This window comes from Algimonas porphyrae, assembly GCF_041429795.1.
Taxonomy (GTDB): Bacteria; Pseudomonadota; Alphaproteobacteria; order Caulobacterales; family Maricaulaceae; genus Litorimonas; species Litorimonas porphyrae.
Map to the genome: position 1 here is coordinate 454662 of NZ_CP163424.1, position 15997 is coordinate 470658.

The following is a 15997-nucleotide window of genomic DNA, read 5'->3' on the forward strand; positions in this document are numbered from 1 at the left end:
TAGTCATCATGTTTATCCAGACCGAAGATACGCCGAACCCGGCAACGCTGAAATTCCTGCCGGGCCGCGACGTGGCAGGACCGGGGGCGACCCCGGTCGAATTCACGCGCGGAGCGGATGTGTCTCAGGCGCCGCTTGCGGAAATGCTGTTCATGATTCCCGACGTGTCGCGGCTCATGTTCGGCTCCGATTTCATCTCTGTCACCAAATCCGACGCTGCGCATTGGAAACATCTGCGTCCCGCCGTGCTGGGCGCGATCATGGATTTCTTCGTCGCGGGCGGCGTACCGCTGAGCGAACAGCTTCAGGCAGATGAGGTGGAAGAGCGTGTCTATGAGGGCGAAACCGCCGAAATCGTCGAACAGATCAAGGAATTGATCGAATTGCGCGTCCGGCCTGCCGTCGCGCAGGACGGCGGCGACATCGTCTTCCGTCATTTCGACGAAACGGACGGGGCTGTATTCCTGGAAATGCGGGGCGCCTGTGCCGGATGTCCGTCCAGCACTATGACCCTGAAACACGGAATCGAAAATCTCCTCAAGCATTATGTGCCAGAAGTCACCCGCGTCGAACAGGCCGCGGCCTGACACAATCATGTTTGATCGCTCATGATCGTTCTGGCTCTGGACACGACCGGGCCTGACTGCTCCGCCTGTCTCAGCCAGGATGACCGCGTTCTGGCCTTTACGTCGGAGCGGATCGGTCGTGGTCATGCGGAACGGCTGGCGCCGATGGTTGCCGAGCTGTTCGTCGCGGCGGACCTGGCGCGGGATGCGGTTGACAGGATCGCTGTCTGTACCGGGCCTGGCAGCTTTACCGGACTGCGCGTGGCCTTGTCACTGGCCAAGGGATTTGCCTTGCCGCGTCGCCTGCCCGTGCTGGGCATGGACGCGCTAATGATCGAAGCCGCGACCTGGCCCGATGCCAGGGTTGCGGTTTTCCGTGACGTCAAACGCGGGCAGGTCTTTGCCGCCATCCATGAACAGGGCCGGGTCCGCGTCCTGCCACAGGCAATGTCGATGAATGACGCCCAAGCGCTGGCAGCGGCGCATTCCGCTCCCTTATATCCGGCCGAACGGGTCGATGTTCGTATGTTGGCACAGCTCGCCATGGCGGCCGATCCTGCGGATCACGCGGCCGATCCGCTCTATGCGCGCGCGCCGGACGCAAAACTGCCGGGCGGCAAAGTGCTTCCGGCCTCATGATGGTTCGCGTCCTTGCCCCGTCGGATGCCAAGGCCATGGCGGCGATCCATGCGGCAGGGTTTGACAAGGGCTGGTCCGCTCTGGACATGGCGGTGCATATAGAGCGGGATCTGTGCCTCGGCACGGGCACGCCGCTTACCGCTTTCATGATCCTACGACGGTCCGATGTGGATGCGGAAATTCTCACCATAACAACCCATCCGGATGCGCGCAGTCAGGGCCATGCGGCAGCGTTGCTGCGCGACGCAGCGCAATGCCTCTCGGGGGAAGACCTTCGCCACATCTTCCTGGAAGTGGCCGAAGATAATCATGCGGCGAAGCGGCTTTATGAACGGATCGGCTACCGTCCGATCGGGCGGCGCCCCGGCTATTACGCGCGTCCAGGTGGGCGTGTTGCTGCGATCACCTATGGATTTGACCTGCGGTGAAGCCCGTCGCCTGGGATGCTCCCGTGCGGCTGGACGGCGGGGCCGCATCAGGTTAAGCGAACCCCATGCCGAATACGGAAACATGGATCGAGAAAAAATGTGTCGAACGCGGGCTGCGATTGACGGAGCAGCGCCGGGTCATTGCCAAGGTTCTCGCTAATTCCGATGATCACCCTGATGCCGAAGAGCTCTACGCCCGGGCGTCCAAGATCGATTCCCGGATCAGTCTGGCCACTGTTTACCGCACGGTCCGACTCTTTTCTGATTCCGGCATCATCGAAACGCATGACTTCCGGGATGGCCGCGCGCGTTATGAGGCTGCGGATGCAGACCATCATGACCATCTGATCGACGTGCAGACGGGCGAAGTCATCGAGTTCGTCGATGACGAGATCGAGGCACTACAGCACCGCATTGCCGAAAAGCTCGGCTATGAGCTGGTCGATCACCGGCTGGAACTTTACGGGCGCAAGAAAAAAAGCTGAAGCCCCCGTCGTCTCGGACCGCCTAGCGGCGCACCCCGTTTTGACCTTTTATTAGCGCTGTTCCTTAGCGAGCCATTACCTGTCCCTGTGTAGAATGGGCACATGGATCTCCTCGAAACAGTCTTTGTCATGTTCGTGCTGATTGCGCGCGAATGGTCGATGTTCGAGGCCATGCTGGTCTTTCCGCTGCTCTTGCTGGCCTATAGACTCTGGTCGCTTGTGCGTGCCGGGGAACGGGTGACGCTGGCCGCTTTTGCCCCCAATTCTGGACTGATCTGGAGCACGACGAACAATGTCGCGCTGGCCCTGACCAACAGCTTCATCTGGATGGCGATGCTGGTCTGGTTCTATGAAGGCATTGACGGGTTCTGGACGGAGACAGTCGGGATTGACCGTTTTGCCGTGATCGATGGGTGGCCGTTCTGGCTACAGCTTGTTTTCGCGCTCATCATTCTGGACTTCAAGAATTATTGGAGCCACCGGCTTCTGCATCGTCCTTGGGCGTGGGAGTTTCATTCGCTGCATCATTCTGATCGCGACATGAATCACACGACGGCGGCGCGCATCCATATTCTGGAATCATTGCAGATGAGCCTCGTCAGCCTCGTCGTTCTGGGATGGCTCGACATGCCGCTCATCATCGTGGGGGTGGCCGGTCTGCTGCGGACCTGGTACAGCTTCTACATCCATTCCGGCCTGCCCTTCGATCACGGACGGCTGCGCAAGGTCTTCGCCTCACCCAACTATCATCGCTGGCATCACGCCGATGATCCGGCGGTCTATGGCAAGAACCTGTGCGACATGTTTCCGCTCTGGGACATTTTGTTCCGGACCTATCACGATCCGGGCTGGTGCGACCGCCCGACAGGCGTCAGTGACGCGCCGGACGATGCCGTTCGCGGTCAGTTGCATCCCTTCATCCGGTACGGGCAGTGGATATCGGGCTGGGCCGTCAGACGGTTTGGACGCCGTGACCAAGACGTAAAGGCGCCACCTGCCGCCAATGCCGATCAGAGCGCCAGCAGCGTATTGTAAGCCGACAGGCTGGACGCATAAATCTCGGCGTAGCGGTCTGCCACGGCGGGCAGAGCGCCAGACGGCGGACCGAAGCCTTTCGAGGCGATGACATTGCGGTACCAGTAAGGAGCCCAGGGTCCATCTTCCTCGCGCGGGCCTGCCTCCCATTGCAGCATGGCCGGGTCGAGCGGAATGTCGAACCCGTCCTGGCAGATCGCTCGCAAGGCCTGTTCCGGGTCGCTCAGGATCATGTCGCAATCGACGACGAGCGGAGTCCGCCCCTGGCGGTCCGTGATGTGACTGTGCAGGGCCAGGAGTCCCGGAAAGCCAATATCATCTGCGACGAAATCCGGTCGCCCCTTCGCATAGGATGCGATCACCCGGGCCGGATGCCGGATCAGCAGCACATGGCGGGCCTGATCCATCCAGTCGGTCGGCATGCCATCGATCATATGATGGGCCATATGCTTCTGAAAATGATAGTCGGCCTGAACCGGTTTGATGATCCGCGCCACCACCGTTTCCGGATCGGTTTCGCATTCGGCGAGTGTCTCTTCGCGGCCCGGATGATCCAGCCCCGTCCTGTCAAGATAGGCGGCGAAGAACGGTTCGTCCCAGCAGACCGTGTCAGTCCGTGCGCTGAAGCTTCGCATCATGGCCGTGGAAATGTTGCGCGGCCCGGACCAGAGGCAGAGAATTTGGCTCATCATGCAGCTCTTGGGTTAGAGGCCTATTGCGTGTCGCGCGCGATCAAGGCGAGATAGAGCTGCTGCAGCCGCTCCACAATGGGGCCGCGCGTGCCGTTACCGATTGTCCGGCCGTCGATCTCGCCGACAGGGGCTAGCCCGGCAAAGGTACCCGTCGTGAAGGCTTCATCCGCCGCATAGCAGTGACGCAGCGTGAAATTGCGTTCGTAGACCGGAATGTCATTGGCCTTGCAGAGTGCGATCACCTTGCTGCGCGTGATCCCGCCGAGACAGTAATCGCCCGTCGATGTCCAGACTTCGCCCTTGCGGACAATGAAGAAATGGGTGCTGTTGCAGGTGGCGACGAAACCGTGCGGGTCGAGCATAATGGCTTCGTCCGCGCCGGCTTCGATGCCCTGAATGCAGGCCGTGATGCAGTTGATCTTGGAATGGCTATTCAGCCCCGGATCCTGCACGTCGGGGCGGCCCCGGCGGGTCGCAACGCTTTGCAGCTTGAGCGGACGTTCTGCTGTCGCCGGATCGGGTTGCTTATATTCCGGGGCAATGACGATAGTCGCGGGCGAGATGATAACGCGCGGGTCCTGATAGGGCGTCGAACGCAGACCGCGCGTCACCATCAGGCGGATATGGACATGCTCGGTCATGGCGTTGGCTGCCAGCGTTTCCGACAGACGCTCTGCAAGTTCCTCCTGAGTCACGCCCGGATCGATATGCAGTGCGGCCAGCCCTTCCCACAGCCGGTCCAGATGGTCGTCCAGAAAGGCGACCTTGCCGTGGTGAACGCGCAAGCCTTCCCACACCCCATCACCCAGCATGAAGCCGCTGTCGAAGACGTTCACCACCGCCTGATCGCGTGGGACCAGCATGCCGTTGACATTGAACTTGACGGACGCATTGCGCGCGTCCGGAACGTAGGCGTGGGTTCCGAAGGACATGAGGGCCTTCTAGCAGGCCCGTACGAAGGGGAAAGCCCTACTGAGCCGGGATCAGAGCGGCAGGTGTGGACGCTTGCGGGATTGTATCCCCATAAATCGCGCGGTCGGCGATGAGGGCGGCGTGCGGGGCGAAGTGGAGGATTTCCCAGCGTCCGTCAAAATGCTCGACCAGCGCCGTACAGCTTTCGACCCAGTCGCCCGTATTCTTGTAGGTGATCCCGTCGATCTCGCGCTGCTCGGCAACATGGATGTGTCCGCAGATCGCTCCGTCAAAGCCCTTGCGTCGGCAATAATCTGCGACATGGCCTTCGAAGCTTTGGATGAAATTCATTGCGCGTTTGGTACGGGATTTCAGCATTTTCGATAGCGACCAGTAATCCATGCCGAGGCGTCGCCGCACGACGTTGAGCTTCGTATTGACCCAGAGCAGCAGATTATAGGCGCTGTCGCCCAAATGCATGATCCACTTGCGGTCCGCCCGCATCAGCCCGTCAAACATGTCGCCATGAACGACCAGATAGCGCTTGCCGTCCTGCCCGTCATGGACGGCGCGGTTGCGAACCGCGATATCGCCGAACATCAGCCGGAATTTGAGAAAACCGCGCAGAAATTCGTCATGGTTGCCGATGATATAGGTGACGTCCGTGCCCCGCTTGGCCGCCGTCAGGATGCGGCGTACGACATTAGTGTGGCTTTGTGGCCAGTACCATTTCTTGCGCATGCGCCAGCCATCGATGATATCGCCGACTAGATAAAGCCGCTCGGATGTGTGTTCCTTCATGAACAGGCAGAGCGCTTCGGCCTGGCAGCCCTTGGATCCCAGATGCAGGTCCGAGATGAATATGGTGCGGTAATGCGACATGGGCTGCGCCGCTAGGGTGATTTGGTGTCCAGCGTGTGACGCGCGGATTACAGCCCTGTGACGATCGCAGCGCCGTTCAATAGGCTTCGGTTTCGATGAACAGCAGCAGTCCCGCCAGGCAGAGGCCGAACAGTGCATAAAGCCCCCATCCGGAATGGAACAGGTCGGGCATTTGGCTGCTCTCGGGCAGGTCGGGCAAGGCAATGCCGAGCCGCGTCCAGATCAGGCCGGCAAGAAGCCCCAGCACCGCCGCCAAGACCCAGCCGCGCCAAGGCTGGCGGGGCCGGATCCTGTAATCCGAAAGGTCGATCGTCTGCGGCGTGGGCTCGGCCATCACCGCGTCCATCACCCTGTCGGAGAAACCGTCTTCGGGCGTTGGCGCCGCATAGGCCGAGAGCAGCGTTTTCAACGTTTCGTCATTCATGGCGCGTCTCCTGCAATATGATTTTGATAGGCGCTCAGACGATCCTGTAGCGCAGTCCGGGCGCGATTGACATGCGACTTGACTGTTCCGAGTGGCAAGCCGGTAATCTGGGCCGCATCGCCGTGACTATGACCCAGCGCCAGGCACAACATGGCACAGGCGCGGCGTTCAGGCGGCAGGCTATCCATGGCGCGCGCAATATCCAGACGTGTGCCATGATCGTTGTGTCCGGCCTCATCGGGCTCGGCATTTCCGGCAGCCAAATCGCGGCGGCGCTTGTCACGACGATGACTATCGAGAAACTGACGATAGGCGAGGCGCAGCAGCCAGCTTCGCATGTTTCTGATCGTCGCAATCGTCTCGCCGGTCCGAAAGGCGGTAAGAAAGGTTTCCTGCGCCAGCTCGTCGGCGAGGGCACTGTTCCGGGTCAACCGGCGCAGGAATGTCCGCACTGCACCTTGGTGAGTGCGGACAATAGCGTCGAACGCCTCAGCATGATGTGAGTGTGTTCGACGCAAAGTCTTCAGTCTTCCGACTTGCGAGTAATCAGCGTCCACAGGCCGACCAGAACGAGGCCGACCAGGAAGGGGAAGCTGGCAAATCCGAAGAATATTCGCGTGGCTTCGGCATCAGGGATGAGAATCCCGAGAATGGCCGTTGAAAGGGCGATCGCAATCAGGATCATTCCGGTTCTCAGGTCGGCGTGCTTAGGCCGACGCCGGACACCGAGGGCGGCAACGATCTCCGGAGTGATCGTCTCTCCCTTGGACGCCATGGTGTCGAGAATTTTCACCGTCTCTGCATGGCTTTTGTAGCGATAGGCACTTACCGCCCAGACAATGACGGGGATGACTGCGAAAAAGGCAATCGGGACGAGAATGTCTTCCATGTGATGTCTCCTTTGAAGAACGTTTATACTAGTCAGACGTCACGAGAGGCGGTTTTGGATGCAGGAGGGCGAAATTTTTCTCGTCTGCCTGCAAAACTTGACCCGGATAGGTCGGCGGACCACATGGCGGGACCGTGACAAATGCTGTTGAAGTCATAACTCTGGGGTGCCGCCTCAATGCGTCCGAATCGGACGCAATGGTCACGCTTGCGCGGGATGATGGGCTGACGGATGCGGTGATTATCAATACTTGTGCCGTCACCAATGAGGCCGTCGCCGAAAGTCGGCGGCGGGTCCGTAAGGCAAGGCGCGACCGACCGGGCGCGACCGTGATCGTCACCGGCTGCGCGGCGCAAATCGACCCGACCGCCTTTGCCGCCATGCCCGAAGTCGATCAGGTGCTTGGCAATCACGACAAGATGCTGCCAGGCGCATTCGCGGCTGAGCATTTCGGTGCGGGTACGGAACGCATTCGCGTCAACGACATCATGGCTGTCCGGAACAGCGCCCCGCAATTCCTTGGCAGTGAGAATAGTCCCGGGCTGAAGGGTGATGGGCGGGCACAGTCTCGGACGCGGGCTTTTCTGCAGGTGCAGAATGGCTGCGATCATCGCTGCACATTCTGCATCATTCCCTATGGTCGCGGCAATGCGCGATCCGTTCCGGCGGGCGAAGTGGTCAGCCATGTGCGCAACCTTGTGCGGCAGGGTTATCGTGAAGTGGTCCTGACAGGCGTGGACCTGTCGAGCTGGGGCGGGGACTTGCCGGGACAGCCGCCGCTGGGCGATCTGGTCCGGCGCGTGCTGAAACTGGTACCCGAGCTGGCGCGCCTGCGCTTTTCTTCCATCGATCCGGCAGAGGTCGATCCGGTCCTGTTCGAGCTGATCGTCTCCGAACCCCGCATCACGCCCTATCTGCACCTGTCGCTGCAGGCGGGTGACGACATGATCCTGAAGCGGATGAAGCGCCGTCACTCGCGGCAGCAGGTCGTCGACCTGTGTGCGGAGCTGCAGGCGCGTCGCCCGGAGATCACCTTCGGTGCGGACATGATTGCAGGCTTCCCGACGGAAGATGACGCCATGTTCGACAATAGCCGGACGATCGTCGCTGACATCGGTATTCCGTGGCTGCACGTCTTTCCCTATTCGGCGCGAGAAGGCACGCCTGCGGCCCGGATCCCTCCCGTCGACGGTAATATCGTCAAGGTCCGCGCCCGGTTGCTGCGCGAAGCGGGAGCGGCAGTGAAGGCCGCGCATTTGGCCGCACGCATCGGCGATACCGATACGGCGCTGTTCGAAGAGAACGGTCAGGGCCGCCTGCCCGATTTCAGCCTTGTCCGCGTCGATAATCCACCGCCTGCGGGTTCGCTTGCTAGGGTCACCGTGATAGGTGCGACAGACGACCATCTCATGGGGAGCCTTCATGGCTGAGAAGAAGAAACGCGGTTTCCTCTCCAAACTCGGTTTCAAGAGTAAAGACGAGAAACTGGCTCTCGAGGCCGCTGAACGCGCGGCCCAGCAGCAGCAGATCGACGCGCAGATGGCCGCGCGTATGGCGGCGATCAATGCGGCTGCCCTGGCATCTGCCCGGGAACAGGACACGGGCTCGTCCGACGTCTCGGACGCGGAAAAAGCCGCTATCGAAGCGGAAGAAAAGCGTCAGGCGGAAATTCAGGCTGCCCGCGATGTCGAACGTGCCAAACAACTCGCCGAAGAAAAATCCCGACGCGAGGCGGAAGAGGCCGCGGCCAAGGCGGCGGACGACAGACGCCTCGCTGACGAGGCCCGGCTCGCTGAGGCACGCGCAGCGCGCGAAGCAGAAGAGACGGCACGACAGGCGGTCGAAGCCAAGGCACGGGCCGAAGATGCGGCGCGACTGGAAGCGGCGCGTCAGGCAGAGATCGACCGTGCCGCTTCTGAAGCCGAAGCGGCAGAGTTAAAACGCAAGGCCGAAGAGGAGGCCGCGGAACGCGCGCGGCTGGAAATGGAGCGTCTGGCCGAGGACGCCCGCCTGGCCGAAGAGCGTCGTCTGGCCGAGGAAGCGGCGGTGGCTGCGCGTGCAGAAGAGGCTCGCCAGACCGCCCAGATCGAACGGCTGGCCCGCGAAGCGGAAGAAGCCGAACGCCGCGCTGCCCGCGCCGCCGACCGCAAGGCGCGCGAGCAGGCCGAAGAAGCCGAACGCGAACGCCTTGCCGAGGAACGCCGCGCGCAACGGATCGCTGCGGGTCTGTCACCCGAGCCCGAGCCCGAACCGGATGTCACGGCCGAAGGCGGCTTTCTCGACCGCATTTCCAAGGGTTTGCGTCGGTCGACATCCCGCATGTCGGACCAGATGGCCGCGAGCTTCAATCAGCGCACGCTCGACCGCGAAGCGCTGGAGGATCTGGAAGACATTCTCATCATGGCCGATCTGGGCTCGGACGTAGCCGAACAGGTCAGCAGCAATCTCGCCGAAGACAAGTTCGACAAGCAAGTCACTGATCTGGAAATCAAGGTCGCTCTGGCGGAAACGATTTCCGACATTCTAACTCCGCTGGAAACGCCCTTCGTACTGGGTCTGGCGCGACCACAGGTTATTCTGTTCGTTGGCGTCAATGGCTCGGGTAAGACGACGACGCTCGGCAAGATCGCCAAACGGTTCGGCGATCAGGGCCAGCGCGTGCTGATCTGCGCGGCAGATACTTTTCGCGCCGCTGCTGTGGAGCAGCTCACGGTCTGGGGCGAACGGGCGGGCGCGCCGGTCATGTCAGGCAAACCCGGCGCGGATGCAGCCAGTCTCGTCTTTGATGCCATGAACCGCGCGCGGGACGAAAAATACGATATCCTGATGATCGACACGGCGGGACGTCTGCAGAACCGCACCGAGCTAATGGACGAGCTGGCCAAGATTATTCGCGTTATCGAAAAGACGGACAGTTCAGCCCCGCATCACAGCGTGCTGGTGCTGGATGCGACGGTCGGCCAGAATGCGCTGTCGCAGGTCGAAGCCTTCCGCGAAACCGCCAATGTGTCCGGCCTGATCATGACCAAGCTGGACGGTACGGCCAAAGGCGGGGTTCTGGTCGCGCTGTCGGAAAAATACAAGCTACCGATTCATTTTATCGGAATTGGCGAAGCGATCGAGGACCTGGAGATCTTTTCTGCCCCGGTCTTCGCTGCCGCCCTTTCGGGTGTGGCCGATGCGGTGACTCCCACAGCAAACCCACAGACGGACTGAAGCGATTGCAGAGGCGGCGCGTTACCACCCCTTGCCCTGATCGCTGTCTCGCCATAGCAGAGCGCGATTTTACTCTCTGGAGCGTCCCATGAAACTTGATACCACCCTGTCTACCCCGTTGGCAGCCATCGTCACGGGCGGGGCATCCGGTCTCGGCGAGGGCACGGCCCGCATGCTAGCCGCTGCCGGCGTCAAGGTCGGTATTTTCGACATGAACGAGGAGCGGGGCCAAAGCGTTGCGCAGGCGATCGGGGGCGTCTTCGCCAAGGTCAATGTTGCGAATAATGCGTCTGTCGATGCTGGCTTTGCGGCGGTTCGCGGCGCAATCGGACAGGAACGGATCTTCGTTAATTGCGCTGGCATTGGCGGCGGGATCAAGACCGCCTCGCGCAAACGCGACACGGGCGAAATCGTGGCGCACGATGCGGATGCGTTCATGCGCATCATCAATATCAATCTGATTGGCAGCTTTCTCTGCGCGTCCAAATCGGCCGCCGGCATGATGGCGCTCGACCCGACCCAGCCGGACGGCGAACGGGGCGTGATCATCAATACGGCCTCGGTCGCGGCGCAGGACGGGCAGATCGGCCAGGTCGCCTACGCTGCATCCAAAGGCGGCATCCTGTCCATGGCTTTGCCAATGGCGCGCGATCTGGCGCGGGAAGGCATTCGCGTGAACACGATCCTGCCGGGCTTTTACGAAACGCCGATCTATGAGCAGATGAAGCCGGAAGTGAAAGAGTCACTGCGGGCTCATGTCCAGTTTCCGAACCGATTCGGACAGCCCGATGAATATGCCGATGTCGTCCGCTTCATGATCGAACACGGCTATATTAACGGTGAATATATTCGCACCGATGCGGGCGCGCGAATGCCCCCGCGCTGACGACCTGCAAAAAAGGTCGTCCGCGCGAGGGCTCAGGCCGGTCTTTCGAATTGCGCCCCGTTATGACGGGCCGACCTGATGCAGATGATTACGGATCAATCCGTGATCAGGATGGGTCGCCGCAGCCCGCTTTTTCGGACAGATCCGTCAGAACGTCGCGACGGGCTCTTGAGCCGTAGAACTGGATCTCGGCCTCTGCCTTGAGCTTGGCGCGCTCTTCGCGCTTGGCCGTTGCGGCCATATTGGCCAGCCCACCGACGACCGGTATCGCCTTGCCGGCGCCAGTCGCCATCCCGGCCTGAACGATCGCAGAGTTGCGTGCTGCGTCGCCCTGATAATCATTGACCTGGATGCCAAGATTTTCGGCTGCTTCGGCCATCAGCACGGCTTCTTCGGCCAGCTGGACATTGATCTCCGTACAGGTCAGAATGGCGTCACCATCCCGGTTTGCAGCGGCCAGTGCGTTGCGCTCGACTGCAGCCATGCGGCTTTTTTCCTGTGCCGCCGTGATGGAATCGGACGCCACTTTCTGTGCCATGGCGCTGGCAATGCCTGTCGCGCCGCATCCGGTCAGCAGAAGCGCCGCAGTCATGGCGCAGAGTGTCAGTTTGGTTTTCATGGTTCCCTCCAGTGATTGGTGGGACGGTGACACCATTCTTTCGCATGCACGACATCAGCAATTATGATGAGGCCGGATGACAATCGGCGTTACATTAGTCCGATAGAGGCAGACACAGGGTAAAAGTTGTTACGCCGTCTTCCGACGTCACGGTCAATGAGCCGGAATGGCGGGCTGCAATGGACCGGCACAGGGCAAGCCCAAGCCCATGGCCCTTGCCCATGGGCGCGTCGGGGTGGCGGAAGAAAGGCGTAAAGATTTCCGACTGCAGGGCCGGGGTGATTTCAGGGCCGTGATTGCTGACGCTCAGACAGGCCTGATCGCCGTCGCGTGACACGCTGACCATGATCGGGCTGGCCGTGGCATATTTGATGGCATTGTCGAACAAGTTGGAGATGAGCCGGCCCAGTTGCGCTTTGTCGCCTGATACGCGCAGCGTTTCTTCCGCGCTCATGACCAGTGTCAGATCATGCGTTTCCGCCAGAGGTTCGAACAGATCGAACAGTTCGGCGGTGAGTTCGCCCAGAGCAATCGGTTTGAAATTGCGGCGATCGCCAGCCTGCGCCTCCAGCGCGGAAATATCCAGCAATCCGTCCAAGAGTACCAGCGTGTGGCTCAGATCCTTGCGCGCCGTTTCGATCGACGTCTTTCCGCCGTCCTCCGCATGTCCCAATGTCGCGTCGAGCCGGGCGAGCGGAGACCGGATTTCATGCGCAAGCTGATCCGTCAGCCGCTTTCGCAAGGTCAAAAGCCGGTTCAACCGATCCAGCATGCCGTTAATGTGCAAGCCCAGCTCATCCAGTTCGTCGACGCTATCTAGGCCGTCAGCAATCGAGATCCGCGCGTCGAGATGGCCACGGGCAATATCATCGAACGTGTCGTTCAGCTGCCCTGTGCGCCGCCGCAGACGGTCAATATGCCAGCGCGTCAGACCGAAGGAGATCAGCGCCAGCAGCAGCGCGCCTCCGGCAATGATGGCGCTCAAGATCTGAACGCTTCGGGCAACGGCAATCATGTCGCGCCCGACGACAAGGGTGCGCTGGTCACGCAGGGGCGTGCCACGAACCAGCAGCCCAACGCCGGCCTGCTCCACTTCGATGGGACGGGTGAACTCGCTGACGCGCTGATCCATATTGCCGACAAGAACGTCGCCGCCCCGTTCGAGACGGTAATAAGGCGCGCCCGCACGATCAGTATTGAAGGCAATCCGCTGGGCGATGGCCTGTTCCAGAGCCAGGCTGCCGCGATCCGCATCGATCAGGACCAGCGCCGCCATGTCGTCATTGATCTGATTGACGAGTTCGGTTCTGAGCGCCTGTCGCGACATCAGGATGACGATGATGCCGACCACCATAAACGCCAGCACCGGCGCCAGACCGAGCCATAGCGATAGCCGGGTGAAAATGGAATGGCGGCGCATGGTCAGCCGCGACTGGGTCCGGGCCCGAAGCGATAACCGAGGCCCCGTTCCGTCACGAGAAGGGCCGTGTCGAAATCCCCGTCGATTTTGCGACGCAGACGGGAGATGTTAACGTCAACGACATTGGTTCCAGGGTCGAAATGCATGCCCCACACATCTCGCAGCAGCATGTCGCGCGTGACCAGTTCGCCCGTATTGCGGGCGAAATATTCCAGGAGATCGAACTCTTTTGGGCTCAGCGCGATATGATGGCCGGAGCGATGCGCGGTTCGGGCCTTGGTCCGGATTTCCAGATCGGCAATCCTGTGCAGATCAGCCTTCACCTGTGTCTGCCCCCGGCGATAGAGCGCCCCGGCCCGCGCAACCAGCTCGGCGGGTTCGAACGGTTTGGCGATATAGTCGTCGGCTCCGCGCTCATAACCTTCTACCCGGCTCTCCGTCTGGCCCAGCGCTGTCAGCATCAGAACCGGGACCATGATACCTTTGGCCCTGAGCGTTTCCACAATATCAAGGCCTTCGGCGTCCGGAAGCATCCGGTCGAAGATCAGGACATGAAACCGGTCTTCTTGTGCGCGCTGCAGGCCCTCAGCACCCGTCATGACATGTTCGACGGTCCAACCCGCCGCTTCCAGCGTCCGCGCCGTATGACGGGCAATATCCTCAATATCCTCGACGATGAGTGCTTTTGGCTGATTTTTCATCGTGTCACTCATCATAATTGTTGTTGATACCGGATGTCTGCGGGACAAGAAATGGGAAACCCGCACGCGGTTTAGGCCCGTCTGGCGGTGGAGGTGAGACTATGATCGGAAGAAAGACAGCGCTGAAGGCGATGATCGGCCTGACCTGCGCGACGGCTCTTGCGGGTTGTGCCGACGCGCCCGCAGCGGATCAGGTCGCGCCTATCGATGTGCCGGCCAGTCATGCCAAGCTGGTAGCAGTGATCACTGAAGGCCGCGCCGCCGAACAAATGGGCGATCGTTCTGCTCTGGAAAATGCGGGTACGCGTCTGGTCGCGATGAAGGCGCGCCCGATCGGCGGCAGCGCCAATCTGGCCGATCGCTGGCAGCCGGTCGATGAGGTTTTGCCACCCATGCGCGGAAGGGTTCAGGGGCCTGGCTACCGTGTCGCAGAGCTGGCGACCGGAGAGACGGACACATTCCAGGAAATCTTTTACGGTATCGAGGAAACTCAAGTGTCCGTTTCGGGGCTGGGAGACTATACGATCAATATTCTCGATGATGATGGCCAGTCGCGGTTTTGCGACAACCAGACGGTCTGCCGCTTCACCCCGGACGTGACCGCCCGCTACCGGATCGAAATCCGCAATCAGGGTGAGGCGGGTACTTATATATTCGTCGTCGACTGACATAGAGATCGCTTTAACGACAAGGCGCGCCGAGGCGTCTTACAAAGACCGTAATGTTGGAGCTTACAGGGTTTGTCATTAGCCTGACCCGGCGCCTTCCCATAATTCCGCCCCATGCCGATCAGGATGTGTTGGCGTGGAAAGCGATGGGAACATGTCGGAATGGGCTGAGCAGATCGAGCAACAGGTGGACCAAGGCTGGACGGACCCTGCGGCGGATATAGGCGGTCGCACCGCCTCTGCACCGGGTCATGTTACGCCGCGCGACGACTTGCTGCCGGATATGGTCAAGGCTTGCCCGGTCGCCCTGTGTGCGGTCGATCAAAACCGCAAGATCCATTACGCCAATGCGGAATTCCAGCAACTGGTCCGGCTGTGCCCGACCCTGGGCAGCACGACCCATATCGCCGTGCGGTCCGGATCGGCCTCCCTGGATCTGCGCGCTGCGGTTATCGACGTGATCGAAAGCGGTGAGGGACGGACGGTGCATATTTCACTACCCGATCATGCGCACGGCCTGTCCGTTCTGGTGACACCCCTGACCGTGCAGGGACGGGTTCTGCTGAGTGTCCTACCGCCGCGCGCGCTTATGATCGACCATAGACAGATACAACGCGCGGTGCGGCTCAGATGGTCGCTATCCGAGCGCGAAGCGGAATGCGCCTTGCTGCTAGGTCAGGGCATGCCGGCCAAACGTATCGCCGAAATGCGGGGCGTGTCCTTGCCGACGATCCGGACCCATCTGCAATCGATCCGAGAAAAGCTCGGCGTCGGCAGCTCCCTCGAAGCGGCCGCCATGATCGGCAACCTCTCCCGCCATATGGGGATGGCCGCGTGATGTTGCAGGCATCTTTTCTCAAGGTTCTGGTCTTGTCGGCCCTGCTGGCCCCAGCCATGGGTACGTCGGACGGTGTGTCTGGGCAGGCTGTCAGCGTCGTCTGCGCAGCGACGGCTGGCCGCGCTGCAACCCCTCTGGACTTTCAGGCCATAACGGTTGCGGATTTGCAACAAATGGCAGCGGCAGAGCATCCGGTCGCGCTGTACTGGCAGGCGAAGCAGGCCCAGCGGTCCGGCCACAATGCTCAGGCACAGGCCTTGTTCCTGCAGGCCGGTCGCGCCGGGTCATCGGATGCCTGGCTGCGGCTGGCCGAAATATCACGTCAACGCGGCGACACGCAGCGCAGTCACGCTTACGCACAGTGCGCAATACAGCAATCCGGATCAACGCTCGACGCTTGACCGCATCAGTCTGTTCTTGGCTCATCGGAACGTCCCGACGGCGCGTCGACAGAAACTTAAGCCGGACAATCATTTAATAAATTAGATTAATTCCTATTCGCTTTTTTGGCCTCGAATGCACCTTGATCGTCCGGCTCCCATGACAATTGCTGTTAGAAAGCGCGCCGTCGACAGCGGATGCTTTACAACACTTAGAATGCAGCTTTAACGATAGAGTCAGAGGGACGCTCCGTCATCTCGAAATCGCTCAACGGACCTTCGGGACCGAACGGATTCGGCTGGTCTGACGTCACCCG

The 15997-nt window shown here is 60.8% G+C and carries 20 protein-coding genes; 11 read left to right on the forward strand and 9 right to left on the reverse strand.

Annotated features, from left to right (window positions below; all coding sequences use genetic code 11):
• Positions 1-8 precede the first annotated feature (8 nt).
• The 5 genes from AB6B39_RS02270 (at position 9) to AB6B39_RS02290 (ending at position 3153) form a co-directional block, all read left to right on the forward strand.
• Positions 9-587: a NifU family protein gene (locus AB6B39_RS02270; RefSeq protein ID WP_348520169.1), complete on the forward strand. Its 579-nt coding sequence runs from the start codon at positions 9-11 to the stop codon at positions 585-587.
• Positions 588-608: 21 nt separating this feature from the next.
• Positions 609-1205, forward strand: coding sequence for a tRNA (adenosine(37)-N6)-threonylcarbamoyltransferase complex dimerization subunit type 1 TsaB (tsaB, locus tag AB6B39_RS02275; protein ID WP_284371393.1), 597 nt, complete (start codon positions 609-611; stop codon positions 1203-1205).
• A complete protein-coding gene (locus AB6B39_RS02280; RefSeq protein WP_284371394.1) occupies positions 1202-1633 on the forward strand; it encodes a GNAT family N-acetyltransferase in 432 nt (143 codons plus the stop codon). The genes tsaB and AB6B39_RS02280 overlap by 4 nt, the downstream gene beginning before the upstream one ends.
• 65 nt (positions 1634-1698) lie before the next feature.
• Positions 1699-2118, forward strand: a complete 420-nt coding sequence (locus tag AB6B39_RS02285) for a Fur family transcriptional regulator (RefSeq protein WP_284371395.1) — start codon at positions 1699-1701, stop codon at positions 2116-2118.
• Positions 2119-2220: 102 nt separating this feature from the next.
• Positions 2221-3153, forward strand: coding sequence for a sterol desaturase family protein (locus AB6B39_RS02290; protein WP_284371396.1), 933 nt, complete (start codon positions 2221-2223; stop codon positions 3151-3153).
• On the opposite strand, the gene AB6B39_RS02295 is transcribed toward AB6B39_RS02290, so the two are convergent.
• The 6 genes from AB6B39_RS02295 to AB6B39_RS02320 all read right to left on the reverse strand — a co-directional run bounded on the left by AB6B39_RS02295 (position 3129) and on the right by AB6B39_RS02320 (position 6952).
• Positions 3129-3845: a hypothetical protein gene (locus tag AB6B39_RS02295; RefSeq protein ID WP_284371397.1), complete on the reverse strand. Its 717-nt coding sequence runs from the start codon at positions 3843-3845 to the stop codon at positions 3129-3131. The two genes, AB6B39_RS02290 and AB6B39_RS02295, sit on opposite strands and share 25 nt — an antisense overlap.
• A 20-nt stretch (positions 3846-3865) precedes the next feature.
• On the reverse strand, positions 3866-4777 hold the full coding sequence (locus AB6B39_RS02300; RefSeq protein ID WP_284371398.1) for an aminotransferase class IV: 912 nt from the start codon (positions 4775-4777) through the stop codon (positions 3866-3868).
• Between the two features lie 37 nt (positions 4778-4814).
• Positions 4815-5639: a UDP-2,3-diacylglucosamine diphosphatase gene (locus AB6B39_RS02305; protein WP_284371399.1), complete on the reverse strand. Its 825-nt coding sequence runs from the start codon at positions 5637-5639 to the stop codon at positions 4815-4817.
• Positions 5640-5715: 76 nt separating this feature from the next.
• Positions 5716-6063, reverse strand: a complete 348-nt coding sequence (locus AB6B39_RS02310) for a hypothetical protein (protein ID WP_284371400.1) — start codon at positions 6061-6063, stop codon at positions 5716-5718.
• Positions 6060-6581, reverse strand: coding sequence for an RNA polymerase sigma factor (locus tag AB6B39_RS02315; protein WP_284371401.1), 522 nt, complete (start codon positions 6579-6581; stop codon positions 6060-6062). Before AB6B39_RS02315 ends, AB6B39_RS02310 begins: the two co-directional genes overlap by 4 nt.
• 5 nt (positions 6582-6586) lie before the next feature.
• Positions 6587-6952, reverse strand: a complete 366-nt coding sequence (locus AB6B39_RS02320; RefSeq protein WP_284371402.1) for a DUF6249 domain-containing protein — start codon at positions 6950-6952, stop codon at positions 6587-6589.
• A 134-nt stretch (positions 6953-7086) separates the two neighbouring features.
• On the opposite strand from AB6B39_RS02320, the gene mtaB reads away from it, so the two are divergent.
• From mtaB to AB6B39_RS02335, 3 genes are all read left to right on the forward strand, one after another.
• The gene (gene mtaB / locus AB6B39_RS02325; RefSeq protein WP_284371403.1) at positions 7087-8382 is read left to right on the forward strand and encodes a tRNA (N(6)-L-threonylcarbamoyladenosine(37)-C(2))-methylthiotransferase MtaB; all 1296 of its coding nucleotides are present in this window, start codon (positions 7087-7089) and stop codon (positions 8380-8382) included.
• Complete coding sequence (gene ftsY, locus AB6B39_RS02330) at positions 8375-10168, forward strand: signal recognition particle-docking protein FtsY (RefSeq protein ID WP_284371404.1); 1794 nt, start codon at positions 8375-8377, stop codon at positions 10166-10168. Before mtaB ends, ftsY begins: the two co-directional genes overlap by 8 nt.
• A gap of 88 nt (positions 10169-10256) precedes the next feature.
• On the forward strand, positions 10257-11054 hold the full coding sequence (locus tag AB6B39_RS02335; protein WP_284371405.1) for an SDR family NAD(P)-dependent oxidoreductase: 798 nt from the start codon (positions 10257-10259) through the stop codon (positions 11052-11054).
• 106 nt (positions 11055-11160) lie between these two features.
• On the opposite strand, the gene AB6B39_RS02340 is transcribed toward AB6B39_RS02335, so the two are convergent.
• The 3 genes from AB6B39_RS02340 to AB6B39_RS02350 form a co-directional block, all read right to left on the reverse strand.
• Positions 11161-11673: a hypothetical protein gene (locus AB6B39_RS02340; RefSeq protein ID WP_284371406.1), complete on the reverse strand. Its 513-nt coding sequence runs from the start codon at positions 11671-11673 to the stop codon at positions 11161-11163.
• A gap of 94 nt (positions 11674-11767) precedes the next feature.
• Positions 11768-13093 (reverse strand): sensor histidine kinase, encoded by a 1326-nt coding sequence (locus tag AB6B39_RS02345; RefSeq protein WP_284371407.1) that lies wholly within the window; start codon positions 13091-13093, stop codon positions 11768-11770.
• Between the two features lie 2 nt (positions 13094-13095).
• Positions 13096-13794, reverse strand: a complete 699-nt coding sequence (locus AB6B39_RS02350) for a response regulator transcription factor (protein WP_284371408.1) — start codon at positions 13792-13794, stop codon at positions 13096-13098.
• Positions 13795-13895: 101 nt separating this feature from the next.
• Between AB6B39_RS02350 and AB6B39_RS02355 the strand changes: the two genes are divergently transcribed.
• From AB6B39_RS02355 to AB6B39_RS02365, 3 genes are all read left to right on the forward strand, one after another.
• Positions 13896-14462: a hypothetical protein gene (locus tag AB6B39_RS02355; protein WP_284371409.1), complete on the forward strand. Its 567-nt coding sequence runs from the start codon at positions 13896-13898 to the stop codon at positions 14460-14462.
• A gap of 154 nt (positions 14463-14616) precedes the next feature.
• Positions 14617-15300, forward strand: coding sequence for a helix-turn-helix transcriptional regulator (locus tag AB6B39_RS02360; protein ID WP_284371410.1), 684 nt, complete (start codon positions 14617-14619; stop codon positions 15298-15300).
• Positions 15300-15701: a hypothetical protein gene (locus AB6B39_RS02365; RefSeq protein ID WP_284371411.1), complete on the forward strand. Its 402-nt coding sequence runs from the start codon at positions 15300-15302 to the stop codon at positions 15699-15701. The genes AB6B39_RS02360 and AB6B39_RS02365 overlap by 1 nt, the downstream gene beginning before the upstream one ends.
• Positions 15702-15997 lie beyond the last annotated feature (296 nt).